Raw genomic sequence first — 25,341 nt, 5'->3', positions numbered from 1 at the left:
CATCACGCATGTCGACGAAGGCGCGATCTGCTCGGCGATGCTCGAGCTGTATCAGAACGAAGGCATCATCGCCGAACCGGCGGGCGCCTTGACCACCGCCGGCCTTGCCGAATTAGATTTAGCGGCAATGGGTTTGGACTCCGATGCCACGGTCGTCTGCCTGGTGTCGGGCGGCAACAACGACGTGTCGCGCTATGGCGAAATCATCGAGCGTTCCCTGGTCCACCGCGGACTGAAGCACTATTTCCTGGTGAATTTCCCGCAGGAGCCCGGGGCGCTGCGCCGCTTCCTCGACGATGTCCTCGGCCCGGACGACGACATCACGCTCTTCGAGTACGTCAAACGCAACAACCGCGAAACGGGAGCGGCGCTGGTCGGCATCGAACTCGGCTCACCCGATGGGCTCGGCCCGCTGATGGCGCGGATGGAGCACTCGCGACTGGACTGCGAGCAACTGCACCCGGGCACGCCGGAATACGAGTTCCTGACCTGACCCGCGATCGGCACCCGATTCGTTGAGCCATGCCCTAGTTCTCGGCGGCTCGCTGACGTAACTCGAATTTGAGCACCTTGCCGGTGGACGTCCGCGGCAGTTCGCCGACGAAGACAATGTCGCGGGGGACCTTGTACCCGGCGAGTAGTTTGCGCGCGTGCGCGATGAGATCGTCGGCGGCCAGCGACGCACCCGCACCCAACTGCACATATGCGCGCGGGCGTTCGCCCCACTTGTCATCGGGGACGCCGACGACAGCGACGTCGACAACTTGGTCGTGGCTGACCAGGGCCTGTTCCACCTCGACGGTGGAAATATTCTCGCCGCCAGAGATGATGATGTCCTTGGCCCGGTCGCGTAGCTGAATGTAACCGTCGGGGTGCATGACGCCCAGGTCGCCGGTATGAAACCAGCCGCCGGCAAATGCTTCTGCGGTGGCGTCGGGATTCTTGAAATAACCGGCCATCACGTTGTTGCCGCGCAACACGATCTCACCCATCGCGGTCCCGTCGGCCGCGACGTCGACCAGCGGAATCCTGTCGCGTTCGACGACACGTGCCGACTCGGCCTGCACCATCCCGACACCCTGTCGGGACAGTCTCGCGGCGCGATCGTCGGGCGGCAACTCATCCCACGCTGACTGATATTCGCAGATGGTGTACGGACCGTAGACCTCGGTGAGCCCGTAGACGTGCACCACCGTTACGCCAATCGCCTCGAGTTTGCCGATCACCGTCGGCGACGGTGGTGCGCCCGCAGTGGTGATATGCAGTGGCCGATCCAATGCATGTGCTTGGTCGGCACCGACAATTGTCGTGCACACCGTCGGAGCGCCGCACAGATGCGTGACACCCAGGTGATCGATGGCATCCCACACGGCATCGGCGCGTACGGCGCGCAGGCACACATGAGTGCCCGCCGCGTGGGTGACGGCCCAGGGCGTGCACCAACCATTGCAGTGGAACATCGGCAGGGTCCACAGGTACCTAGTCGAGCCGGTGAACTGATTGTGAAAGGTCTCCCCAAACGAGTTCAGATACGCGCCGCGATGGGTATACATGACGCCCTTGGGTTTTCCGGTGGTGCCCGACGTGTAGTTGATCGCGATGATCTGATTCTCGTCATCAACGGTCCATGGCAGCCTAGTGGAGTCTAAATCGTCTGCGCGAGTGAGGAATTCGTCGTAGCCGACGACACCGGGGACGGTCGGTGCGGTGCGGTCGGAGCCGAACTGGTCATCGATGATTTCGACCGTGGTGGCCAGAGATGGAACGTGATCGACGATTTGCGCGACGGTGTCCCCGAATTCGGCGTCGAACAGCAGCGTTGTCACCTCCGCATGGTTGAGGATGTAGGCGAGCTCGGGACCGGCGAGCCGGGAGTTCAGTGCTACCAGGACGCCGCGGGCCAGTGGCACGGCGAAATGCGCGATGAGCATTTCGGGGATATTCGGCGCGAGGACGGCGATCCGATCGCCCGGGGCAATGTCGGCGGCGAGAACCGTAGCAAGACGTGCGGCCTCGTCGGCGAATTCGGCGTAGGTGTACTCCCGGCGCCCGTAGACGATCGCGGTCTTGTCGCCGAAAACTTCGGCCGAACGCTCCAAGAAGCGCAATGGCGTCAGTTCCGAACGATTGGCCATGCCGACGGAGTGCGTCGCGAATGGATTGGCAATCGACGAGTTGGCCGTCGCGTCGGTCATGGTCTACTCCGGTGTGATCGTCGTTATGATGTCGGCAGTTCACGATATTGACCACAGGAAGACCGGTCCACCCCCACGCGGGGGTGGCCGGGTGAGGCACGAATGATCGAATCCGACCTGATGCGGCCGAACGACGTCGACGCGGTGCGCGGCGAGCTGCGTGAAGCGGGACGTCTGACGGGTCTGCCGGTACTGTTCGGCGGTCTCGTCGTCGACGATCGGCTCACACTGTCGGGGTTCATCGGCACCCGGGGTGCGCAGCTACGTGGATTGGTAGTCCCAGCGCGCTGCGGACTGGGCGGGCGCGCCGTCGCTGAGCGACGTCCGGGCGCCGTCGTCGACTACGCGGGGTCGGGGATCATCACCCATGAATACGATGTCGAAGTCGCCAGCGAGGGGATCGTGACACTGCTGGCCGCGCCGGCCGTTGTCGACGGACGAGCGCGTGCGGTCATCTACGGTGGGCTGCGCAGTGCGGTCGACGTCGGCGATGCGGTGCTCGGATTGCTGAGCAGCGCAGCGCGCAGACTTGCTCGTGAGTTCGAAGTGCGCGACGAGGTGGATCGCCGTCTGGCGTTGATCGATCATGCCGCTCCTGAGCCGGTCTCGCCCGAACTCGCGGATCGAGTCATCGAAAGTGTTGTCGCACTGCGTGAATTGGCGGCGTCGACGCAGGATGCGGTACTCGCAGAGCGGCTGCTCGACATCGGGAACCGCTTAGGTGCGGCTGACGCATCGACCGAATCGAACTCGGTGCGGCTGTCGCCACGTGAGAGCGAGGTACTTGCCTACGTGGCGTTGGGCTGCGGCAACGCCGAGATTGCCCGGCGGTTGGGACTGCGCCCGGAGTCGGTGAAAAGCTACCTACGCAACGTCTTTGGCAAACTTGGCACGCGCAACCGACACGAAGCCGTGCGTACCGCGCGGCGCCTGCGATTAATGCCGTAACACCACGACGCTGTGGCCGGGCAGCTCTACGCCGGCAGCGGTGAATTGTGGCTGACCCCAAGCCAATTCGACACGCAGCTCGCGAACGTCGTCGACTCCCAGCTCCTCGGTGGGAATCACAGCGTGCTCGCGCAATGCTGCGGCGACTCGAAAACTGCCGCGCCACAGCACAATCCAGCCGGTCTGATCGTCGGAGTGCGACACCCGTACCGAGTCGAAGCCCGACGCCGACAACTCCGCGTGAGTTCGTCGCAGCGTCAACAACGCTCGATAGAACTCGAACATTCGGCGATGCTCGGGCAGATCGAGTTCGGACCAGTCGAGTTTCGAGTCGAGGAAGGTCGAGGGAGCCTGCGGGTCGGGGATATCCTCGGAATTCCAGCCATGGTCGGCGAATTCGGCCCGCCTGCCGGCAGCCGTCGCAGCACCCAACTCGGGTTCGGTATGCGCGGTAAAGAACTGAAACGGTGTTCGCGCGGCCCATTCCTCGCCCATGAACAGCATCGGCGTGAATGCCGACAGCATCACCAGCGCTGCCTTGATCGCGAGTTGCCCGCCGTCGAGGTAACTCGACGGCCGGTCGCCGAGTGCGCGGTTGCCGATCTGATCGTGATTGCAGGTGAACGCCACGAGCGCGCTGGCCGCGATGTGCTCGGTCGGCAGCGGACGTCCGTGCTGACGATGCCGGAACGATGAATAACTGCCATCGTGAAAGAAGCCGCGCGACAACACTTTTGCCAGCCCACCGAGTGAGCCGAAATCGGCGTAATAGCCCTGCCGTTCACCCGACACCGCGGCGTGCACCACGTGATGCATATCGTCATTCCACTGTGCCGTCAGTCCATAGCCGCCGATGCCGGTGGGTGAGATTAGCCGTGGATCGTTGAGGTCGGATTCGGCGATCAGTGACAGCGGCCGACCCAGTCGGTTCTCTAGCTCGGCGGTCCGGGTGGCCATTTCCTCGAGTAGATGTACCGCGCGATGATCGATGAGTGCGTGCACCGCGTCGAGGCGAAGGGCATCGATGTGGAACTCGTCAAACCAACGCAGCGCGTTGTCGATGATGTACTCGCGCACCGGGTCGGAATACGGACCGTCGAGATTGACCGATTCGCCCCAGGTATTCCGGCCACTGGACAGATACGGTCCGAACCGGGGGAGATAATTGCCCGACGGCCCGAGGTGGTTGTAGACCACGTCGAGGCAGACCGCTAGGCCACGGCGGTGGCAGGCAAGGACAAAGTCGACGAATCCAGCTGGGCCGCCATATGTTTCGTCAACGGCGTACCAGCCGACGCCGTCGTAGCCCCAATTGTGTGCGCCGGGAAAGGAATTGACGGGCATCACCTCGACCATGCTCACGCCGAGGTCGACGAGATGGTCAAGATGGTTGATGGCGCCGGCAAAGGTGCCCTCGGCGCTGAAGGTGCCGATATGCAATTCGTAGAGCACGGCGTCGGTAACCGCTCGGCCCGGCCACGTCGCGTCATCGTAGCCATCGCGGCACCAGGCGTCGGCCGGGGTCGTATAGGCGGAGCCGGGTTTATGGACACCGTCGGGCAGACCGGTGGCGCGGGGATCGGGCAGCGGCGTGGAGTCGCCGTCGAGGCAAAAGCCGTAGCGGGCCGGCATCTGCGTTCGAAACCGTTCCGGAATGTCGGATTCGGCTGGCTGCCACCAGCCCGGAGCGTCGTCGACATGGACCAATGGCACGGTTTCGACCGTCAGTGAGCCAGCACCGGAGTGGGCATGTAAAGTGATCGCCGTCGCATCAGGCGCCCACAGGCGCAACTCGGTGAGATTACGGGGAGCGCGAAACCCGTCAGAAGCGGAACTGCGTTTCAGCACCGTGGATCAACTGTCCCAATTATTGTTTTCCCATGTCCGGGCATCTACTAACGGTAGACGGCGCGGGTCTATCGTGCGATCCGACGACACGAGTGACCCAAGCCACAATCTCACCATTGGGCGATGTATATTACTGTGCGATCACAAATCCCCGGTTCCCGGGAGCTTGGCTGCGGTACACAGGTTCGAAACTGCGAGGTAGGGATTGACCACAGACGCCGCGACACAAACGCCGGCCGCGCCGCGAGTTACATCGCGCAGCGCGGTCCGTAAGTGGTTCGACGACCATGTTGTCGCGTCCTTCGACACATTCGGACGCCAACTGGGGATGTTCGTCGAAGTTTTCAAAGTCTTGGTTGTCGACATCGTCAAACGTCGCTTTCCCTATCGGGAATTCATTCGGCAGTGCGCCTTCATGGCCAGCACCTCGGTGTTCCCGACCTTGCTGGTGGCCATCCCCATCGGCGTGATCGTGTCGATCCAGGTATCGAACATCGCCGGCCAGATCGGCGCTACCTCATTCTCCGGCGCCGCGACCGGCCTCGGCGTCATTCGGCAGGGCGCCCCTCTGGTCACCTCGTTGCTACTCGCCGGCGCCGTCGGATCAGCGATCGCGGCCGACCTTGGTTCGCGGACCATTCGCGAGGAAATCGACGCGATGCGGGTGATGGGCGTCGACCCAATCCAGCGTGAGATTTCGCCCCGTCTGCTCGCGACTATGGTCGTCAGCTTCTTACTGTGCGGCTTCGTCTGTTTCGTTGGCTTTATTACCGGATACGTGTTCAACGTGTACTTCCAAGGAGGTACGCCGGGTAGCTACACGGGCACATTTGCGTCCTTTGCCGGAACGTCCGACCTCATCTTCGCCATAACCAAGGCCGTGATATTCGGTGCCATCGTGGCGGTGGTCGCCTGCGACCGAGGGTTGACCACCAAGGGTGGTCCGGCGGGTGTCGCCAACTCGGTGAACGCGGCTGTGGTGAATTCGGTTCTGCTGCTCTTTACCGTGAACGTCATTCTCACCCAAGTGTTCGCACTCGTGGTCCCGGCGAAGGTGGTCTAGGACATGTCGGCTTCGAGATATACCCCGCCTGCGCTCAAGCCGGTCGAGATGGCCAAGGATGTCGCGCTCGTACCGCGCGACGGGCTGGCGCGCATGGGACATCAGGTCACCTTCCTCGGCAGGTCGCTCGGCGCGGTGCCACTGACCTTCACCCACTACCGCAAGGAAGTGTGGCGCCTGCTCTCCGACGTCGCGTGGGGTAACGGTGCGATCGTCGTCGGCGGCGGCACCGTCGGCGTGATGATCATCCTGGGCATCATGGGCGGCGCTACCGTCGGGATCGAGGGGTATACCGCGCTCAATCTGCTGGGTATGGGTCCGGTGACCGGTGGTCTCTCGGCATTCGCGACAACCCGCGAGATCGCCCCGCTGCTCGCGGCGACGGCGTTTACCGCGCAATCGGGCTGTAGATTTACGGCACAACTGGGTTCGATGCGGATCAACGAAGAGATCGACGCCCTCGAGTCGATTGCGATCCGGCCGATGCCGTATCTGGTGACGACCCGAATGGCCGCAGCCGTCCTCGCGATCGTGCCGCTCTATTCCATCTCGCTGGCGGCCAATTACATTGCCTGCCAACTGATGTACCAGGTGCAAAGTGGCCAGGGTTCCGGCACCTATTTGCACTACTTCTACAGCTTCATGGCGTCGAGCGACATGCTGTTCTCGTTCATCAAGGTGATCGTCTTCGTGTTGCTGACGACATTTATCCAGTGCTACTACGGCTTCTTCGCGGCCGGCGGTCCCGAAGGTGTTGGTATCGCCGCGGGCCACGCGATCAGGCTGGCGATTATCGTCATCGTGTTCGCAAATCTGATTATGACGCTGGTGTTTTGGGGCACCTCGCCGGGTATCAGGATTTCGGGTTAGGGGCCGCGCGTGAATATCGACACAACGGGCCGTAACCCGTCCATGACGCAGTATGTGGTCCGTGGGCTGGCGTTTCTCATCGTGCTGGCGCTGGTGGGCGTGCTGCTCGTGATGCGGTATCAAGGCACCTTCTCCTCGGTAACCAAGGTGACCGCCGAACTCAACGACGTCGGCGACGGACTGATCTCCGACGCCGACGTGCGCTATAACGGGCTGATCGTCGGCGCGGTGAAGTCGCTGTCGACGAGTGATCAAACCACTGCCGACGGCGTCAAGCTCAAAAATGTCCGCATCGAACTGGATCCGGATCAAGCGGCTGGGATTCCGAGTAATGTCACCGCGCGAACCGTGCCCAGCAATCTTTTCGGCGTGAACTCGGTCGAATTGATTCCGCCGCAGACGCCACAATCGTCGCGGCTCGCCGATGGTGCCGTCGTCCCGGCCGACCAGACCAAAGAGACACTGGCACTGCAGGATGCGCAGAACCAGTTGCGTGATCTGTTCCGGGCGGTTCCGCCGGAAAAGCTTGCCCGAGTGCTCGGCACCCTGGCCGACGCGTTACGTGGTGGTGGCACAACCTTCAAGACGTTCTCGGGTGTGCTCAATACCTACTTCGAGGAAATCAACAACCAGTTCCCCGACGGTGCGCCATCGGGCTTCGGGAACTTCAACAATACCGTTCGCGGACTGAGTCAATCGACGCCGACATTACTGAATGCGTTGGGGCGCAGTGTGATTCCCGCGATGACGGTTGCCGAGAAACAGGCCGATCTGACTGCCCTACTGGCTGCCGCCCAGGGCACCCTCGACGAAACCCAAGCGCTGTTCGCTCGGAACGGCGATGCCGGCAAGCGGCTGGTCCACGATCTCAACCTGACAGTGGGTTCGGCTGTGTACGAACCGAATTCGTTGCCGGATGCCCTCGTGGCGTTGAACCGATTGGCCGCTAAGGTACTCACCGTATTCACCGGAACCAATGGCCACGCACAACTCAACCTTGGCATCAGTTTCGGCGCCTATATGCGCTACACCCGGCAGAACTGCCCGGTATACGACGGCGGGCCCTATGGTCAGTTGCGCGGTCCCGGCTGCGTGGGGCCGGGCACCGGAACCGGACCGACAAGTTCGGGTCCACTACAGATCTATCCCTCCGACGGTATCCAGCGACGCACGGTCGGTGCGGTAACCACGACGAATGACAATAAAACCCTGCAAGCGGCGTTGGGTCGTAAGCCAACTGCCGCTGAGACATTGATGCTCGGGCCGCTCGTCCAGTCGGTCAAGGCCAAGCAAAAACCGGGAGGAGGCCGATGAGCGCCGAGCGTGCCAAGATTCGTAAGGCGGGGATCGGCTTCGCTATCTTCGCCGTGGTCGCCCTCCTGCTCACCTACACCATCTGGTCGACGCTGGAGCGGTCGGTGTCCGGATCGACACGGAGTTTTTCGACGCTGTTTCACGACGCATCCGGACTGGCTGTCGGAGACGACGTCCGGATGGCCGGTGTTCGGGTCGGCCGAGTTGACGAGATCACATTGGAAGACGGCAAGGCACTAGTCAGCTTCGAGGTCCGCGACGATCAACCGGTCTATACGAGTACCGCGGCCGCCATCCGTTACCAGAATCTGATCGGCCAGCGCTACGTGGCGCTCTCCCTGGCGCCGGGACAGCCGTCGAATCCGTTGTCGGCCGGGTCGCGGCTGCAACAGCCTTCCGAGGACTCATTCGACGTCACCAAACTGCTGGCCGGATTCCAGCCGGTCTTCGACACGTTGGAACCCGAACAGATAAATGCGTTGTCCGAAGGGCTGATTCAGGCATTCCAAGGCAATTCGGTCTCGTTGACCTACAGCGTGACGCAGGTCGGCAAACTCGCCAACGACATGGCGAATCGTGATGTGGTGCTCGGCGCGATTATCGACAACCTCAGCGCCGTCATGCGTGACCTCGCTACCCAGGGCAACCAGATCGGCACCCTGGTGACCAGCACGTCCACCATCATCGAGAGTCTGAACACCAATTCGGCGGCATTTGGAAAATCGGTCAGTCAGATTGGGCAAACGGCGGCGGGTTTCGCCGACGTCCTTGGCTCATCACGCACCTCGCTGCGCAATATCGGTGGAGATGCGCGTAAGGCGACTGCCACGTTGATTTCCTCGGGGGCGAAACTCGACAACACCGCGCGCGTCTTGCCGCAATTCCTCGGACATTTCCCCTTCGTGCTCGGACAGGGAACCTACTTGAGCATTTACGTCTGCGACCTCGACATCTCGATTGGCAACGTGCTGTTGCCGCCCGGATTATTCAACAAGATCGGCGGCACAAGTCATTCGGTGGTGTGCCGATGAGCAGGCTTAGGAAGAGTTTCGACGGAAATCGCCGCGTCTGGTACGGCTTGATCGGCACCGTGGTGATCATTCTGCTACTCGTCGGGGTGGTCGGATTCTCGTCGCTGGGCATCGGAAAACACACGCTCTACGGCGACTTCGAACAGGCCGGCGGCATCCGCCCCGGCGACAAAGTTCGGGTCGCGGGCATCGACCAGGGGAAGGTGACCGCGACATCGCTCGAAGGCGACCACGTCAAGATCACGATGGAAGTCAGCAACGACGTCAAGGTCACCGCCACCGGGTCGGCGGAGATCAAACTGTCGACGTTGCTTGGTCAGCGCTACGTGGACATCTCGCTCGGCGACTCTGATCGTGAACTCGACGGCGAGCGGATACCGCGCACCTCGGTGCCCTACGACCTGCAAAAGACGATCGAACAGGGCACGCCGATCATCGCCGGCATCAAGTCCGACGAATTCGCAACGGGCTTGCGCACACTCAACAGTCAGTTGGCCGGTGTCCCCGCGGTAATGACCTCGACCCTCGACGGTCTCACCGAGATGTCGAAGATCATCACCAATCGCCGCGACGAGATCAATCAGTTGGTCAAAGACACTAAGACCATCACCGATGTGGTCGACGACCGTCAATATCAGCTCGCCGTGATCGTCGGTCAGGGCCAGCAGTTGGCTGGCAAGATCGTTGCGCGCGAGGCGCTGGTGACCCGGCTGCTCGACGGTATCGCTGCCCTCGCTACCCAAGCCAGGGCGGTGGCCTCGGAGAATAGCAACCAGTTCGCCCCGATTCTGGCCAATATCAACACCATTTCCGCCGGCCTGGAGAAGAATCGCGCCAACCTCCGCAAGCTGCTGGAGATTCTGCCGGTGACCGCCCGCGTCACCGCGAACTCGATTGGCGACGGTCCGTACGCGAATGGCTATCTGCCCTGGGGCTTGTTCCCCGACAACTGGCTCTGCACGGCCCGGGTGGTGGACGGATGCTGACGATGAGTCGTATGAAGAAGTCGGTCGCGCTCGGCGCGATGTCGCTGCTCGCCGTGATCGGTCTGTCCGGATGCTCGATCGTGCCGGAGAGCTGGAAGGCCTCGCTTGGCCAGGCCAATGAGATCACCGCGTACTTCCAGAGCGTGTCCGGTCTCTACAACAGCAACGACGTCGCGGTCCTCGGCATGCCGGTCGGTCAGGTGACTTCTGTTGAGCCACAAGGTAATCGGGTGAAGGTGACCTTCACAGTCGACAAGGACATCAAAATTCCGGCCGACGCCACTGCGGCAATCGTCAACACTTCGATTGTCACGACCCGCCATATCGAGTTGTCACCGGCGTATTCGTCGGGCCCGACCCTCGAAGACGGCGCTGTTATCAAGAACGCGAAGGAGCCCGTCGAAATCGGTGAGCTGCTCGATTCGATCGACAAGTTGGTGGTCGCGCTCGGCGGTGACAAGCCTGGTGACGGGCCAGTCGCCGACCTGCTCGATATCCAGTACGGCGTGACGAAAGACAATGGCGTTCGGCTACGCAAAGCGATCGATCAGCTCGCCAAGGCGGGGGCTATCGGCAAGGATAACGGCGACAGCCTGGTGAACATCATCAAGTCGGTGAATGATCTGACCACAAAGTTGGTGGCCGGCTACCCCAAGATGAAGAACTTCTCCGACACCATCACCAACGTCACCGCCATGCTGCGCGAACAGTCACCGGGATTGCTGTCGACGCTGGCCAATCTCAACCAGACCCTCACGAACACAACCGAATTCCTGTCGGCGAACGTCGGGACGCTCAACTCCGGTACGTCACGGCTGGCGGCATTGGCGTCGAATCTCAGTGATTACTCACGCCAGGTGGTCGAAACGATCGACCTGGCGCCGCTGCTGTTCCAGAACCTGAGCAATTCGATCTCCGCTGAACAGGGTGCGTGGCGAGCACAAGTGTTACTAGATAAATCGTTGCTCGATAACGAGATGCTGTCGCGATTCTGTGAAGCCATCAATCTCCAGAAAGACGGCTGTCGTACCGGTCAATTGAAGGATTTCGGTCCCGACCTCGGGGTGTTCTCGGCGTTGCTGGAGTTAAGCAAATGAGCGCCAACGCAAGCGGCAAGCGCCGCATCTCGCGCAGGTCCGGCCAGCAGCGGCGGCGGGCGGGACTGTATGCGACGTGTTTGACCGGTCTCGCGCTGACCATGTCGGGTTGCAGCATGTTGCCGAGTCTGACCGTCGAGGATATTCCACTGCCCGCACCCGGGGGTATCGGTGACTCGTTCTCGGTGAACGCGGTATTCGACAACGCGTTGAATCTGCCGACGCGAGCCAAGGTTAAACTCAACGGCAGTGACGTGGGGCAGGTCTCGGAGATCACTGCCAAGGACTACAAAGCTCAAGTACGCATGGACGTATCCAAGTCGGTTCAGTTGCCGAAGGGGACCGGGGCGGAACTGCGGCAGGCAACTCCGCTCGGCGATGTGTTCGTCGCGTTGTTGATTCCCAAGGGCGCGTCGACGTCGAATATCGGCGATGGCGGAACACTCGATGGACCGAGGACCGCGGCGGCGACCGTCGAGGATCTACTCGTCTCGGCGGCGGCGGTGGTTGACGGCGGATCGTTGAGTTCGCTGCAGACCGTTCTGGTGGAATTATCCAACGCGGTGTCCGGCGACACCACCGAATTGTCCGGTGCCATAAAGGGTTTCACGACTGCGATCACCCGGTTCAACGCCAACGCCGGTGAGGTCGATCGGGCGATGGCCAATACTCGGGTGCTCACCCAACAGCTCACCAACGGTCGGGCACAGATGGTGGCGGCCATCGCGAAACTGCCGGCGGCGATAGACGTCATCAACGGCCAGATGTCGACGATCCTGACCACCCTGGACAAGACGAACAAGGTGACCGGCGCGACCAATGACTTCCTGAACAGCAGCAAGCAGGACACCATCGATCTGCTCGACAATTTGTCGACCGCGTTTGCCGGATTGAAGGAAGCAGCCACCGTCCTTGGCCCGATCTCGGACAACCTGGCGAAGTTGTATCCGAAGTGGAAGAAGACCACGGCGGGTAGTGGCGCCGCGGTATCGGCCAAGCTGTATTGGCTCACCCCCGGCGTCGGATTCGACCAGGCGAGCCGGCTGCCTGAGTTGCAGGATATCGATGCGGGTTCACAGAGCCTACAGCAGACCCTCACTCGCATTCTTGCGCGGTTGAGCGGAACGAAAGGGTGCTGCGGATGACTTGGGTGCGTAAACACAAGATCATGGTCGGCAACCTTGGTCTGATCGTGGTCATGCTGTTGGGCTTCGCCTATTTGGGCTTTGGCAGCTTGCGTTGGCAGCCGTTCACCAGCAACTATTCGCTGACCATTCATTTTCCGAATTCCGGTGGCCTGCAAGGCACTTCGGATGTGACGCTGCGCGGTGCGCGGATCGGCGAGGTGGCCTCGATTCAAACCACGCCGACGACCGTCGATGTGCGAGTGCGGGTCGAGAGTGACGTCAAGATCAATCGCAATACGATCGTCGCCGCACGCGGATTGTCGGCGGCGGGCGAGCAGTATGTCGACTTCCAGCCGCCGACAGCCGACGGGCCGTATCTCAATGACGGCGACACCATCAACGTCAACCAGACGAAGGTGACCGTGCCGTTCTCGTCCATGCTGGAATCGACGCTCGGCGTGGTCGATCAGATCGATCCGGTCAAACTCGCGTCGATCGTTGACGAGCTAGATTTGGCGGTCAATCGAGGTGACAATCAGCTCAAGGCGCTCTTCGACTCCGGTGGCGAGATCTTCCGGTATCTCTACGACGCGCTCCCCGAGACCACCTCGCTGATTCAGAACACTGGCACAATTCTGAAGACCACGGCCGGTATCCAGCCCGATTTCGCGACGCTGACGTCGGGAGCTGAGTCGGTGATCAACTCACTTGTGGCTTCCGACAAGGAAATTCGGACCTTGCTCGGCCGAGGCCCCAACCAGTTGACGAGCCTGACCGGATCTCTCAATCAGGTGCGCGATCCGCTGTCGGACCTGATCAAACAGTTCCGTGACGTCGCTCGGCAGGGTGCGTTGCGCGCACCGGCACTGGCCAACCTGATGCCGTCGATCCGGGACGGCTCGGTGCAGGCGATCAAGATGTTCCACGACGGAGCTTGGTGGGCGTTGGCTTCGCTCTATCCGCGGCCCAGCTGCAACTACAGCGTCACGCCGACGCGGCCGACAAAGGTGCTCGAATTAACCGTGCCGGTGAATCTGTACTGTGTGACACAGGATAAGAACCAGCAGATTCGTGGGTCGGCCAATGCTCCACGACCGGCCGGCGACGACACCGCGGGCCCGCCGCCGAACTATGACCCCAATGCGCGAACCGTGCCTCTGGACAAATAAGGTCAGGCACCTTTGGTGCGCGTGATCTGCCCGACCGAAACTGAAAGTACCGATGCCGAGTAATACCCCCGACGACGCTGACCTCGAGAACACGGATGTGGACGAGCCGGATTCTGGCGACGGGTTCAGCAAATCCGATCTCGTCGAGCCGGATGCTGCTGGTTCCGATGCCCTAGATTCCGATGCTGCCGAGTCGGAAGCTGTGCCAGCTAAGACCGTCAAGACTGCGAAATCCGATGCGCTAGCTAAACCGAGCGGTAAGGCGGGTAAAGCCGGCAAGACGGCCACGGCTAGCGTTGCGGCGGCTCCCGAGGCGAAACAGCCTGCGGCGCAACCGAAGTCGGCGACGCAGACCGAGTCCAAGTCGGACAGCATATCGCTGACCATTTCCACGTCGCTGCTCAAGAAGATCGGTGTCGGCGTGGTGGCGGTTGCGCTAATCGCTCTGCTCGGTGTCGGCATCTGGCTGGCGGTGGATAAGGTTCGCGAGTCCGGAGACGCGAGTCGGCAACTGTCGGCGTTCGACGAAGCAAAGGCGGCGTCGGATAAATTCGTCACCGCGCTGGTGAGTACCTCCAATGCCGACAAGGCCGGCGGTTATAAGGAGATTCTCGGTCCACTGTCTACCGGTGACTTGCGGACCCGGTTGGAGAAGGAGCGTGTCGACACCGAGAAGAGCGTCGCGGATCTGAAGCTGAAGGTTTCGTCGAAGATTTTGGTCTCGTCGGTTGAGTCGTTCAACACGGACTCGGCGAAAACGTTGGTCATGGCCGAAGTGACCGGCACCAGCGCGCAATTGCCGTCGGGTGCGTCCAATTTGATGGTCTTTCGGTTGGATTTGAGCAAGGTCGACGGGAAGTGGCTGGTGTCGAAATTCGACGGCCCACCGGGCAGCCGGAACGGTCAGATCGATCCCAACCAGTCGCTGCCCGGCGCGAGCCCGACGGCGCCGGCGACGACACCTGCCCCGGCCCCGCCCGCAACAACACCAGCGGGCTGAGCGCGGTCCTACCTTCGCCGCGACCGCGCCTGGTTGCGGACCAAGAGTGCCACCGGTCCCGCGCTCAGCAGGTCGCCGATTGTCGGAGCCCCCGAGAACCTGGATCGCGATGCCGCATCCACCCAATCACCTTCGGGCAGAACGAGGCTCGTCGCCGAGCGCACCTCATCGCCGAAGCTGTGAGTGAAGCGTGCGGTGACCAAGACGACGTCGGGCAGGAATGAGCCCGCGGTGCCACGGCCGAAGGCGATGATCCGGTCGCCACCGGGGCCTTCGGCGAACAGTGGAATATAGCTCGAATCGGTGCCGAAGGCGTCGGGATGCGCCGCGCGCAGCCTCAACGCGGTGGTGATCAGAACAGACTTTGGGTGTTTCGCCGACTGCGTGTAGTCGACCGGTCGGCGATTGTCGGGGTCGACGAGCGAGTCTTCCCACCACTGGGTGCCTTGATAGATATCGGGTATGCCGGGTGCCAGCAAGGTAATCGCCTTGTGTGCCAACGCTTCCGCGTGCCAGTGCGCATCGACTTCGCTGGTGAGTGCGGTGAGTGCGTCTGCGGATTCGCCGGTGGTGGCGTCGTTGATCCAGGTCGACATCGCATCTTCGAAATCCGCGTTTACGCTAGTCCACGAGGTGTGTAGGCCGGCTTCGCGCATCGCTTTGATGGCGTAGGCGTGAATCCGGAGGAACCACTGCGGGGATGGTTGCCCGTCGTCAGGCCAGATGCCAAAGATGTTCTGCAACAAGAACAACGCGGTCAACGGATCCGGCGGTGCGTGCCGTCGGTAGATATCGATGACGGTGCCCATCCACCGTTGCGGAATCTGCGACAGCATCCGGATGCGTGCGCGGACATCCTCGCCACGTTTGGTGTCATGTGTGCTCGATGTCGACATCGACATTGGCCAGGTGCGAAGGCGTCGCGCGTTGAGTTCGTGGAATTCGGCCAATGTCAGCGTCGCGTGGCCGGGGTCGCAGCCGACTTCCTGGGACGACACCAGTCTCGCCGTGCGGTAGAAGAGGCAGTCTTCAACGCTCTTCGCCGTCACCGCGCCGGTAGTCTGGGCCAGCCGCCCGGTCGGCTCGCCAGGTGATGCGGTGGCGTCGGCGATCACCGTGATCGCGGTGGCCAGGTCGGGCCGGATGGTCGCGAGCGATGCGAGGTTACTGGCGTAGTACGGCAGTAACCCCGGGTAGTCCTCGCGGTAGAACAGCGAGGTCGAGATTAGTTCACCGGTTGCTTCGAAGACTGGCCCGGCGGCTAATCCGAGGTCGGGCCCGGCAGCGCGGATGGCACGGACCAGTCGTGCGTGTTCGGCGCGGAAAGTCTGTGCGAGAGTGTGTTTCTTGAGCGCGATGCCGGTGTCGTGCAGCCATTGCGCATCCCCGGTCTGTCCGGTGAACATTTCGTGTTGCTCGGTCAGCTCCACAAGTCCGGCTTCGGAAACGAACACGGCATCGATGATGCGCAATTGGTCGTAGCCGGTGGTGCCGTCGACCGGCAGCCACGAATCGAGTTCTTCGGTAGGGGCCAGCACCTTCTCCACGAAGATCAGTGCCGCCGGCCCGAGATCGGATCGCAGTTGGTGGAGGTATTCGATCGGATTGGCCAGGCCGTCGGGATGATCGACCCGCACACCGTCGATCAGACCCTCGTTATATAGGTCGATCACCCACTGGTGGGTTGCGTAGTAGACCTCCGGGTCCTCCTGACGTAATCCGGCGAGTTCGTTCACCGCGAAGAAACGTCGGTATCCGATGAGCCCGCTATCATGCGGTACGAGCCGATAGTGTTGTGCGCCATGCACACTCGTCGGATCGGTGTCGTCGGCGGTTCCCGGGGCGGTGGGGAACACCTTGTCGTGATAGACGAGATTGCCCGCGTCATCGAGGCGCAGTGGCGACAAATCGCCATCCGACGCCAGTACCGGAAGCGCGATCTTGCCCTGGGCCCCATTCAGGGGGGAGAAGTCGAGGTCGAAATACTCGGCATATGCCGAGTCGCGGCCGTGGCGCAGCACGTCGGCCCACCACGGATTCTGCGCTGCGTCGGCGATACCCATGTGATTGGGCACGATGTCGACGATGATGCCCATCCGCCGTTTACGAGCCGCTTTGCTCAGTGCGCGCAGCCCGTCGATGCCGCCGAGGGAGTCGGCGACACCGGCCACGGCCGACCCGTTGGATTCGGGCGATGCCGTTGGGACCCAGTCGTAGCCGTGCTGTGAGCCGGCCATCGCGGTCGCTATCGGAGATAGGTAAAGGTGTGAGATGCCGAGATCGGCGAGGCGCGGCAGAATCGTGATGACGTCGGCGAATCCGAAGTCTGGCGTGAGTTGTATCCGATAGGTCGCTACCGGGGTCACCTGGCGGTTACCCGACGTCGGTGTGTCACCCGCGACCATCACTCTGCGCTGTCCTCTCTTGCCTGCACAGCACGACGACACTGCGCGCTCCGACCGGCAGTTGCCCACCGGCATCCACCGCTACAGTACTGGCTCCGGTGGCGTCGGAGGTGTCGAGCACACCGATCCATTTATCGCCGTAGCGAGCCGACGGCATCGTGAAATCGATTGCCCCGTCGTGCGCGTTGAAACAAATCAGGAAGGTGTCGTCGACAATCTTCTCGCCGCGCAGGTCGGGTTCGGCGATACCCTCACCGTTGAGAAAGACCGCGAGCGACTTGCCGAAACCCGAATCCCAGTCCGCCGCAGTCATTTCGCCGCCGGTCGGGGTGAGCCAGGCGATGTCGAGGTTTTGTTCACCCCACCGAATGGGACGGCCTTTGAAGAACCGTCGGCGCCGGAAGACCGGATGTTCGGTGCGTAACGAGATGACTCGCCGGGTGAACTCCAGGAGATCGGAATTATCTTGTGCCAGTGACCAATCCATCCAGGCCAGCGGTGAGTCCTGACAGTAGACATTGTTGTTACCCGACTGGGTTCGGCCAAGCTCGTCGCCGTGGGCGATCATCGGGGTGCCTTGCGACAGCAACAGCGTGGTCAGGATGTTGCGCTGCTGACGGGCACGCAGCGCACGGATGTCGGCGTCATCGGTTGGGCCTTCGACGCCGCAGTTCCAGGACCGGTTGTGACTCTCGCCGTCGCGATTGTCCTCGCCGTTGGCCTCGTTGTGTTTCTCGTTGTAGGACACCAGGTCTGCGAGAGTGAAGCCGTCATGCGCGGTGACGAAGTTGATCGATGCCAGTGGGCGTCGGCCCGTTGAAGCGTACAGATCGGACGACCCGGTGAGCCGTGATGCGAACTCGCCGAGCGTGGCCGGCTCACCGCGCCAGTAGTCGCGGACGGTGTCGCGGTATTTACCGTTCCATTCGGTCCACAGCGACGGGAAATTGCCGACCTGATAACCGCCTTCGCCGACGTCCCACGGCTCGGCAATCAGCTTGACCTGGCTGACGATTGGGTCTTGTTGCACGAGGTCGAAAAACGCCGATAGCCGATCCACGTCGTGTAGTTCGCGGGCGAGCGTCGAGGCTAGATCGAACCGGAAGCCGTCGACGTGCATCTCGGTGACCCAGTAACGCAGCGAGTCCATGATGAGTTGCAAGGTATGCGGATGCCGCCCATTGAGGCTGTTCCCCGTGCCGGTGTAGTCGGTGTACAGGGCCGGATTATCTTCTGCCAGACGGTAATACGCCGCGTTGTCGATGCCGCGAAAGCTGATCGTCGGGCCGAGATGGTTACCTTCGGCCGTGTGGTTGTACACCACGTCGAGAATCACTTCGATGTCTTCGGCATGGAATGCGCGCACCATCGCCTTGAACTCGGTGACCGCCGAGCTTGGCTGATCGCGCCGCGACGTGTACTCGTCATGCGGGGCGAGATAGCCGAATGTGTTGTAGCCCCAGTAGTTTCGCAATCCTTGGTCGAGTAGTACGAAGTCCTGCAGGAACTGATGAACCGGCATCAACTCGATCGCGGTAATGCCGAGCGATTTGAGATGGTCGATGATCACCGGGTGGGCGAGTCCGGCGTAGGTGCCGCGCAGTTCTTCGGGAATATCGGGATGTGCCGCGGTCATCCCTTTGACATGCGCTTCGTAGATGATGGTCTCGTGGTAGGGCCGACGTGGTGATCGGTCGTTCTGCCAGTCGAAATACGGATTGATGACCACCGACAACATAGTGTGCGCGGCCGAGTCCGCACCGATGAGATCGTCGGCGGTACCGGTCTCGGCTAACTCCGGAGCGGTGGAGAACAGACTCGAGTCGCCGGTGTCGAAGGTGCCGTGAAATGCCTTGCCATAGGGATCGAGCAATAATTTGGACGGATCGCACCGGTGTCCGGCGGCCGGATCGAACGGACCGTATACGCGGTAACCGTATTTCTGACCCGGTTCGATACCCGGGAGATAGGCGTGCCAGCAGTATCCGTCGACCTCGCCAAGTTTGATGCGGCTCTCGGTGCCGTCGTCGGCGATGAGACACAGCTCAACCCTGGTGGCGACCTCGGAGAACAGTGAGAAGTTCGTCCCCGCGCCGTCGTAGCTGGCGCCCAGCGGGTAGGCGGCTCCGGGCCAGCGTTGTATTCCGTTGTCGGCCACCGAATCGCTAGGGGAGACGTTCGCCGAATTGTGCATATGACGACATTAATCGTCGGCGCCGACAACTGTCGGGTGCGGTGGGGCCAGTCACAGATTCTGTGGCGGTCGACACGTGTTCACGCTGGTGTCGACTCGCTATTTCCCGCCGGTCCACGGCAGCACTTCGGCCATCTGTCTTCCGAGTTCGTCGGTGAGACTGCGGACATAGGTCGCACTCAGGTGGTGGTTGTCCTTGTAAACGATGATGTTGCCGGCGATCGCAGGGCAGAAGTCCTCGGTGCAGACGCCATTGGATAAGTCCAGCGCGTGCAGCCGAGGACGGCCCAGGCCGGCGGCGATCGCCGGATTTACCTTGTTCAGGTGGGTTCGGCGGTTGCTACCGCAGGTCTCGGCATTGCCGCCGCCAGCGAGGCACGCGGGAGTGTCGATAGTGCCCTTGGCGTTGCTCGGCCAGGGGGTGTCGCGAATGCCGAGGACGTCGATACCCGCTTTGGTGAAGCGGTCGAAGATGGGCAGGTAGGTATCCGGCGTCCAGTCGCCGCCGCCGGCGTCTCGGGGACGGGTGGAGTTGGTGAACACCGCATCGGGTTTGTCGGCGATTACTCGGTTCATCACCCGCTCCACCCACTCGTGGCATTGCGGATAGGGCACCCCGGCCTGCTTGGGGACGAGCTCGGTCGATAGCGGGCAGCCCATCTTGAGATAGGTGGTGACCTTGAAATGATTGCGTTTGCCGAGTGCGTCGAGCGCGGTGATCCACATTTCCGCATGCGAACCGCCCGCTAGCGCAATGGTTTTGGTGGCTTTGGGGTCGCCGTACACACCGATGTGGATACCGCCGTCGGTGAAGTTGCTCATAAATCCGTCGGTCGACGTCTCCGGAAAGTCCCTGACCACTTCCAATGGGGAGGGCTGTGGGTCGACGTTGGGTACTTTGAGTGTCCTATCGAGCAAAGCGCGTCCGCCCGGGTAGAGCGCGGGATCTAGCGCCTTGGTGTCCACGACAATGGTCGACACGTGACGCTCCCACAGTTTGATGGCGACGCCGGTACCCAACGAGGCGATCACCAGAATGGTCGTCACCAGCGCGGTATAGGACATCAGTCGCGGTTGCGCATGCCGTGCTACCAGTTTCGAGCGTCCGCCGCCGCGTAGCGGGTCCTCGATATACCTCTTGACGAGCCACGCGAGCGTCGTCGACACGATGAGCAGTGCGGTGCCCTCGAAAAAGTTCGCGTGGTCCTTGTCTCGCCAGTGGAGATAGAAGATCAGTAGCGGCCAGTGGATCAGGTAGAGGGAGTAGGCGATGGTACCGAGCCATACCGCCTGTTTGGTCGCGAGTAGCCGGTTGACGTCGGCTTGCGGGGTTTCTCCACCGAGGCGATCGTCGACGCGCGTACCCGACCAAATCAACATCAGCGTGGCACCGACCGGCACGAGCGCGAGCGGCCCGGGGTACTGCTCGACCCCGACGATCAGCCAGCCCGACGAGACGATCATGGCCAGCGCGATGGCACCGACGACATTGCGCAACCAGAGGGGTGCGCGCCATCGGGGCATCCAGATAGCCAGTAAACCGCCGGCCAGCGGCTCCCAGGTACGCGAGAAGGTGTCGTAGTAATTCCACTGCTGATTGACGCCCATCCGCATATGCGCCCAGTAGAAGGAGATCGCCGCCAAACCGAGTGCACCTGCGGCGACCAGCGCGGTGACGACTTTGCGGTCGCCGACGACAGGCCAGCGTAGTGCGACGAGTTTGATTACTCCGGCGAATCCCAGCGCGAGCAGCAGGGTGGCGACGAAGAACTGCCCCTGTACCGACATCGACCAGATGTGTTGGAGCGGGCTATTCGCGGAACTCGCAGCGAGATAGTCCTGCGAATTAAGGGCCAGATGCCAGTTTTGGTAATAGAGCCCGCTCGCGATCACTTCGCGCCCGATATTCACCCAGCGGGTCTGCGGCATGAACAACACGGTCGCTATCGAGACCGCGATAAGCACGGTGAACAGCGCGGGGAGCAGGCGGCGCAGGAGGCGTTTGAGGCGTGGCCACGGATTGACCGTGTGCCCGAAGGAGATAACAGTCGATTGGCTCGAGATCGTATGTCGCAGCAGGGAGCCGATGAAGAAATAGCCGGACAGGGTCAGGAAGACGTCGACGCCGCCGGACACCCGACCGAACCAGATGTGGAAACACGCGACCAACATGATCGCGACTCCGCGCAATCCGTCCAGATCTGTCCGGTAACTAGTCTGGACCGACGTCGCTTCCGCCGGTTTGGTCTGGGTCGGGGCAGCCAAAACGGGCAATCTCCTCTGCGGGTGTCGGTCGAAGTCGAGTGTGTCGATCGGTTCGCCAATCTACCTTGAACACCTGGCAAAAACCGATTCCCCCGCCCTTGCCGCCGCCGTCGAAAATCGGCTACGTCACCGAAACCGCCGACGTTCCGATCGCCGCGCGATGTCGGGCACCGTCGACGACGACGCGTAACGCGGCGTCGAACTCACCGGTGAAATCGCGGCCGGACGGCTCGGCGACCCCGAGGCGTTCCATCTGGATGCGGGTCTGCTCTTCGATGGTGAGTCCGATGGTGAGCTGGCAGATCGCGGTCGTGACGGCGTGCGCGTCGGCGTCGGACAACCCGCCCGACGACGCCGCGGCCCACACGACGTCGGCGATGGCCATCTCCGACAACCCGCTGGCCCAGCTCGATGACACCAGTTCGGCGCTGTCGGTTACCGACAACAGCCGATTGCGTAGCGCGACAGCCAGTTCGGTGAGTCGCTCATCCCAGGCCGACGACGTGTCGGGCGCCGCGATGGACGCGAGGATGTCGTCGCCAAGTGCGGCGAGCAGGGTCTGCTTGTTGGGAAAGTGCCAGTAGAGGGCGTTGGGGCGCACACCGAGTTCGGTCGCGAGCCGGCGCATGGAGAGGTCGCCGAGGCTGGTGCGCTGCAAGAGAGCGCGGGCGGCGTCGAGGACGTCGCGGCGGGAGTTGGCCACGAAAAGAGTGTACCTGTACGGTGTACAGGACCTGTACGGCGTACAGGTGATGGAGATGACTACGGCGACAGGATGTGATTTTCGATGACCGACATCGCATCCGTGGACGCTGCCCACATTTGGCACCCGTACGGAGCGATGCCGGCGAGCTCCGCGCCCCTAGTGGTGCGGGAGGCGAGCGGCGTCCGGCTCACCCTCGACGACGGCAGCGAACTGATCGACGGTATGAGTTCGTGGTGGGCCGCCATCCATGGCTATCGGCATCCGGCACTCGACGCCGCGGCCACCGAGCAACTCGGCAAGATGAGCCACGTCATGTTCGGCGGGCTCACCCACGAACCGGCCGCGCGTCTCGCCGAACTGCTCGTCGAGATCACCCCGGCCGGTCTCAACAAAGTCTTCTTCTGCGATTCGGGGTCGGTATCGGTCGAGGTCGCCATCAAGATGGCGCTGCAGTACCAGCGCGGTATCGATCCGCGCCGGACAAAACTACTGACCTGGCGCGGCGGCTACCACGGCGACACCTTCGCGCCGATGAGTGTCTGTGATCCCGACGGTGGCATGCACTCGCTGTGGACCGATGTCCTGGCACAGCAATTCTTTGTATCGCCGCCGCCAGCCGACTTCGACGTGGCCTATGTCGCCGAACTCGATGCGGCCCTCGCCGCTCACCGGCATGAGCTGGCAGCGGTGATCGTTGAGCCGATCGTTCAGGGCGCGGGCGGAATGCGGTTCCACGACCCGCGCTACCTGATCGAACTGCGCCGGATCTGTGATGAGCACGGTGTGCTGCTTATCTTCGATGAGATTGCCACCGGGTTTGGGCGGACGGGCGAACTGTTCGCGGCCGACCACGTAGGTATCACGCCCGACATTCTCTGCGTGGGCAAAGCCCTCACCGGCGGATACGTGACCCTGGCCGCCACCCTGTGCACCGACAAGGTGGCGCGGGTCATCAGTGAAGGTGAGGCCGGGGGCCTCATGCACGGCCCGACATTCATGGGTAATCCGCTGGCGTGCGCGATCGCGGTCGCCTCGGTTGAGCTATTACTGCAATCGCCGTGGCGAAAGCGTGTCACCGAGATCTCGGCTGGCCTGCGCGAAGGTCTCGAACCTCTGCGCGCTCGTGGCGGCGTCCTCGATGTCCGGGTACTCGGCGCCATCGGCGTAGTCCAACTCGATACCCCCGTCGACGTGGTGGCCGCGACGCGGGCAGCCGTGGCCGCCGGGGTATGGGTACGTCCCTTCCGAGATTTGGTCTACGTCATGCCGCCGTTCGTTTGTACCGACGACGATATCGCGGTTATCTGCGCCGGTGTTGCCGCCGTGGTGCGAGCGGTGACAACGGAATCCGCTGCACCGGGAGTGGGGATATCGGCGCCGGGGGCACAGGAGGTCAGTGCATGAGTACCGCGGTACCCGTCTCTACACACGTGCAGGCACCGGCGACTGTGGACCCGCTTGGTTGGCTCGCCGACGACGCGGTGGCACGCGCCGACGCCGGCCTGCACCGCGAACTGCTTGTCCGCCAGGCTGATTCGGACACTATCAATCTGGCGTCGAACGACTACCTCGGTCTGTCCGGGCATCCCGACGTCATCGCTGGCGCGCAACGCGCGTTGGCGGATTTCGGGGCGGGTTCCACGGCATCACGGCTCGTCGTCGGCACGACCGCCTGCCACGACGAATTCGAGCACGATATCGCCGAGTTCTTGGGTTGGCCTGCGGCACTGTGCTTTTCGTCTGGCTATCTTGCCAACGTCGGGGCGATCACCGCGTTGGTCGGGCGGGACGATCTCATCGTAAGTGATACCGGAACCCACGCCTCGCTGATCGACGGATGCCGGTTATCCAGGGCGCAGGTCGTGGTTGTCGATCGAGGTGACGTCGATGCCGTGGCTCAAGCGTTGCGCACCACTACCTTTCGCCGCGCCCTCGTAGTCACCGATTCGGTGTACAGCATCGACGGTGAGCCGGCACCCGTCGCCGAATTGTATGCGGCCGCGAGCGCTGCCGGTGCGGCGCTGCTCGTCGACGAGGCGCATGCCGTCGGCGTACGCGGCCCCGGCGGGCGCGGCCTGGTCGCCGAGTTGGGTCTGTCCGGTGCGCCCGGCCTGATCGTCACGACCGTGATGTCCAAATCCCTTGGTGCTCAAGGTGGTCTGGTGCTGGGATCGACGCTGGTTCGCGACCATTTGATCGATCGCGCCCGGCCGTTCATCTTCGACACCGGACTCAATCCGGCGGGGGTGGGGGCAGCACATGCCGCCCTCGACGTCCTCCGCGCGAATCCTGATCTGCCGCAACGACTGCGGGCCAACGCCGCGCGACTAGCCGCGCGCTGTGGTGGTGACGAGCCCGCAGCGGCGGTGGTGTCGTTGATCATCGGCGACCCGCACCGTGCGGTGGCGATCGCGGCCGGCTGTCGTGCCGAGGGTGTTCTCGTGGGTTGCTTCCGGCCGCCGTCGGTGCCGGCGGGGACATCGCGCCTGCGGCTCACCGCTCGCGCCGATCTGGATGAGCAGACCATCGACCGGGTGGCGGAGGTCGTGAATCGTATTCGTGCGCAGGTGATGTCGTCATGAGTACAACCGATCGCGTTTTCGTCATCTCCGGAACGTCAACCGATGTCGGAAAGACCATCGTGACCGCCGCGTTGGCTGCCGCGTTCGCCGCCGAGGGCTCCGATGTCGCGGTCTGCAAACCCGCGCAGACCGGCATCGCGCCGGGGGAGCCCGGCGACCTCGCCGACGTGACCAGGCTGGTCGGCGCGCTGACGACCGCCGAATGTGCGCGTTATCCCGACCCGCTTGCCCCGGAGACGGCAGCGCGGTTGGCCAACGCACCGTATCTCGTTCGCACGGAGGTAAATTCAGCGATCGGACATCTTGCCACCGATCACGACGTCGTCCTCGTCGAAGGTGCGGGCGGCGCGCTGGTCCGCCTCGCTCCCAGTTACACCGTGCTCGACGTTGCCGCCGATCACGATGCGCCCGTGTTGATTGTTGTCGACCCCGGTTTGGGCACGCTCAACCATGCCGAGCTGACCGTCGAGGCGATCCGTGCTCGCGGTCTCACACCCGCCGGCCTGATCATCGGATCATGGCCGGACACACCAGATTTGGC

At 62.5% G+C, this 25,341-nt stretch carries 19 protein-coding genes and 1 pseudogene; 14 read left to right on the top strand and 6 right to left on the bottom strand.

Features of this window, described 5'->3' with window-relative positions:
- A pseudogene (locus tag GOEFS_RS11905) lies at window positions 1-493 on the top strand (pyridoxal-phosphate dependent enzyme); the annotation flags it as partial.
- 34 nt (window positions 494-527) lie between these two features.
- Here GOEFS_RS11905 and GOEFS_RS11900 read toward each other — a convergent pair.
- Entirely contained in the window at window positions 528-2,195 is a 1,668-nt protein-coding gene (locus tag GOEFS_RS11900) for an AMP-binding protein (RefSeq protein WP_007318161.1), read from the bottom strand.
- Window positions 2,196-2,297: 102 nt separating this feature from the next.
- Between GOEFS_RS11900 and GOEFS_RS11895 the strand changes: the two genes are divergently transcribed.
- The gene (locus tag GOEFS_RS11895) at window positions 2,298-3,143 is read left to right on the top strand and encodes a helix-turn-helix transcriptional regulator (protein WP_007318160.1); all 846 of its coding nucleotides are present in this window, start codon (window positions 2,298-2,300) and stop codon (window positions 3,141-3,143) included.
- On the opposite strand, the gene treZ is transcribed toward GOEFS_RS11895, so the two are convergent.
- The gene (gene treZ / locus GOEFS_RS11890) at window positions 3,132-4,991 is read right to left on the bottom strand and encodes a malto-oligosyltrehalose trehalohydrolase (protein WP_007318159.1); all 1,860 of its coding nucleotides are present in this window, start codon (window positions 4,989-4,991) and stop codon (window positions 3,132-3,134) included. The two genes, GOEFS_RS11895 and treZ, sit on opposite strands and share 12 nt — an antisense overlap.
- A gap of 205 nt (window positions 4,992-5,196) precedes the next feature.
- Here treZ and GOEFS_RS11885 point away from each other — a divergent pair, with 205 nt between their 5' ends.
- The 9 genes from GOEFS_RS11885 to GOEFS_RS11845 are packed head-to-tail and all read left to right on the top strand — an operon-like array spanning window position 5,197 to window position 14,648.
- On the top strand, window positions 5,197-6,054 hold the full coding sequence (locus tag GOEFS_RS11885) for an MlaE family ABC transporter permease (protein ID WP_007318158.1): 858 nt from the start codon (window positions 5,197-5,199) through the stop codon (window positions 6,052-6,054).
- A gap of 3 nt (window positions 6,055-6,057) precedes the next feature.
- Complete coding sequence (locus tag GOEFS_RS11880) at window positions 6,058-6,924, top strand: MlaE family ABC transporter permease (protein ID WP_007318157.1); 867 nt, start codon at window positions 6,058-6,060, stop codon at window positions 6,922-6,924.
- A gap of 9 nt (window positions 6,925-6,933) precedes the next feature.
- Window positions 6,934-8,238 (top strand): MCE family protein, encoded by a 1,305-nt coding sequence (locus tag GOEFS_RS11875; protein ID WP_007318156.1) that lies wholly within the window; start codon window positions 6,934-6,936, stop codon window positions 8,236-8,238.
- Entirely contained in the window at window positions 8,235-9,269 is a 1,035-nt protein-coding gene (locus GOEFS_RS11870) for an MlaD family protein (protein WP_007318155.1), read from the top strand. Before GOEFS_RS11875 ends, GOEFS_RS11870 begins: the two co-directional genes overlap by 4 nt.
- Window positions 9,266-10,255: an MCE family protein gene (locus tag GOEFS_RS11865; protein ID WP_007318154.1), complete on the top strand. Its 990-nt coding sequence runs from the start codon at window positions 9,266-9,268 to the stop codon at window positions 10,253-10,255. Before GOEFS_RS11870 ends, GOEFS_RS11865 begins: the two co-directional genes overlap by 4 nt.
- Window positions 10,249-11,352, top strand: a complete 1,104-nt coding sequence (locus tag GOEFS_RS11860; protein ID WP_007318153.1) for an MCE family protein — start codon at window positions 10,249-10,251, stop codon at window positions 11,350-11,352. The genes GOEFS_RS11865 and GOEFS_RS11860 overlap by 7 nt, the downstream gene beginning before the upstream one ends.
- The gene (locus GOEFS_RS11855; RefSeq protein WP_007318152.1) at window positions 11,349-12,497 is read left to right on the top strand and encodes an MlaD family protein; all 1,149 of its coding nucleotides are present in this window, start codon (window positions 11,349-11,351) and stop codon (window positions 12,495-12,497) included. Before GOEFS_RS11860 ends, GOEFS_RS11855 begins: the two co-directional genes overlap by 4 nt.
- The gene (locus GOEFS_RS11850; protein WP_007318151.1) at window positions 12,494-13,648 is read left to right on the top strand and encodes an MlaD family protein; all 1,155 of its coding nucleotides are present in this window, start codon (window positions 12,494-12,496) and stop codon (window positions 13,646-13,648) included. Before GOEFS_RS11855 ends, GOEFS_RS11850 begins: the two co-directional genes overlap by 4 nt.
- A gap of 52 nt (window positions 13,649-13,700) precedes the next feature.
- Window positions 13,701-14,648, top strand: a complete 948-nt coding sequence (locus GOEFS_RS11845) for a hypothetical protein (RefSeq protein ID WP_007318150.1) — start codon at window positions 13,701-13,703, stop codon at window positions 14,646-14,648.
- 8 nt (window positions 14,649-14,656) lie between these two features.
- On the opposite strand, the gene treY is transcribed toward GOEFS_RS11845, so the two are convergent.
- From treY to GOEFS_RS11825, 4 genes are all read right to left on the bottom strand, one after another.
- Window positions 14,657-17,053, bottom strand: coding sequence for a malto-oligosyltrehalose synthase (treY, locus tag GOEFS_RS11840; RefSeq protein ID WP_007318149.1), 2,397 nt, complete (start codon window positions 17,051-17,053; stop codon window positions 14,657-14,659).
- Window positions 17,040-19,247 (bottom strand): glycogen debranching protein GlgX, encoded by a 2,208-nt coding sequence (gene glgX / locus GOEFS_RS11835; protein ID WP_007318148.1) that lies wholly within the window; start codon window positions 19,245-19,247, stop codon window positions 17,040-17,042. The genes treY and glgX overlap by 14 nt, the downstream gene beginning before the upstream one ends.
- A gap of 99 nt (window positions 19,248-19,346) precedes the next feature.
- Window positions 19,347-21,512, bottom strand: a complete 2,166-nt coding sequence (locus GOEFS_RS11830; RefSeq protein WP_007318147.1) for an acyltransferase family protein — start codon at window positions 21,510-21,512, stop codon at window positions 19,347-19,349.
- A 121-nt stretch (window positions 21,513-21,633) separates the two neighbouring features.
- Entirely contained in the window at window positions 21,634-22,215 is a 582-nt protein-coding gene (locus GOEFS_RS11825) for a TetR family transcriptional regulator (protein WP_007318146.1), read from the bottom strand.
- A gap of 84 nt (window positions 22,216-22,299) precedes the next feature.
- On the opposite strand from GOEFS_RS11825, the gene GOEFS_RS11820 reads away from it, so the two are divergent.
- The 3 genes from GOEFS_RS11820 to bioD all read left to right on the top strand — a co-directional run.
- Window positions 22,300-23,622 (top strand): adenosylmethionine--8-amino-7-oxononanoate transaminase, encoded by a 1,323-nt coding sequence (locus GOEFS_RS11820; protein ID WP_007318145.1) that lies wholly within the window; start codon window positions 22,300-22,302, stop codon window positions 23,620-23,622.
- On the top strand, window positions 23,619-24,800 hold the full coding sequence (locus GOEFS_RS11815) for an 8-amino-7-oxononanoate synthase (RefSeq protein WP_050949884.1): 1,182 nt from the start codon (window positions 23,619-23,621) through the stop codon (window positions 24,798-24,800). Before GOEFS_RS11820 ends, GOEFS_RS11815 begins: the two co-directional genes overlap by 4 nt.
- Window positions 24,797-25,341, top strand: a 545-nt coding sequence (gene bioD, locus GOEFS_RS11810) for a dethiobiotin synthase (RefSeq protein ID WP_007318143.1), incomplete at its 3' end; no start/stop codon positions are given. The genes GOEFS_RS11815 and bioD, both read left to right, overlap by 4 nt.

Source organism: Gordonia effusa NBRC 100432 (genome assembly GCF_000241305.1).
Lineage (GTDB): Bacteria > Actinomycetota > Actinomycetes > Mycobacteriales > Mycobacteriaceae > Gordonia > Gordonia effusa.
The sequence above is the reverse complement of the archived record's forward strand: the minus strand, read 5'-3'. Positions and strand labels throughout refer to the sequence as shown.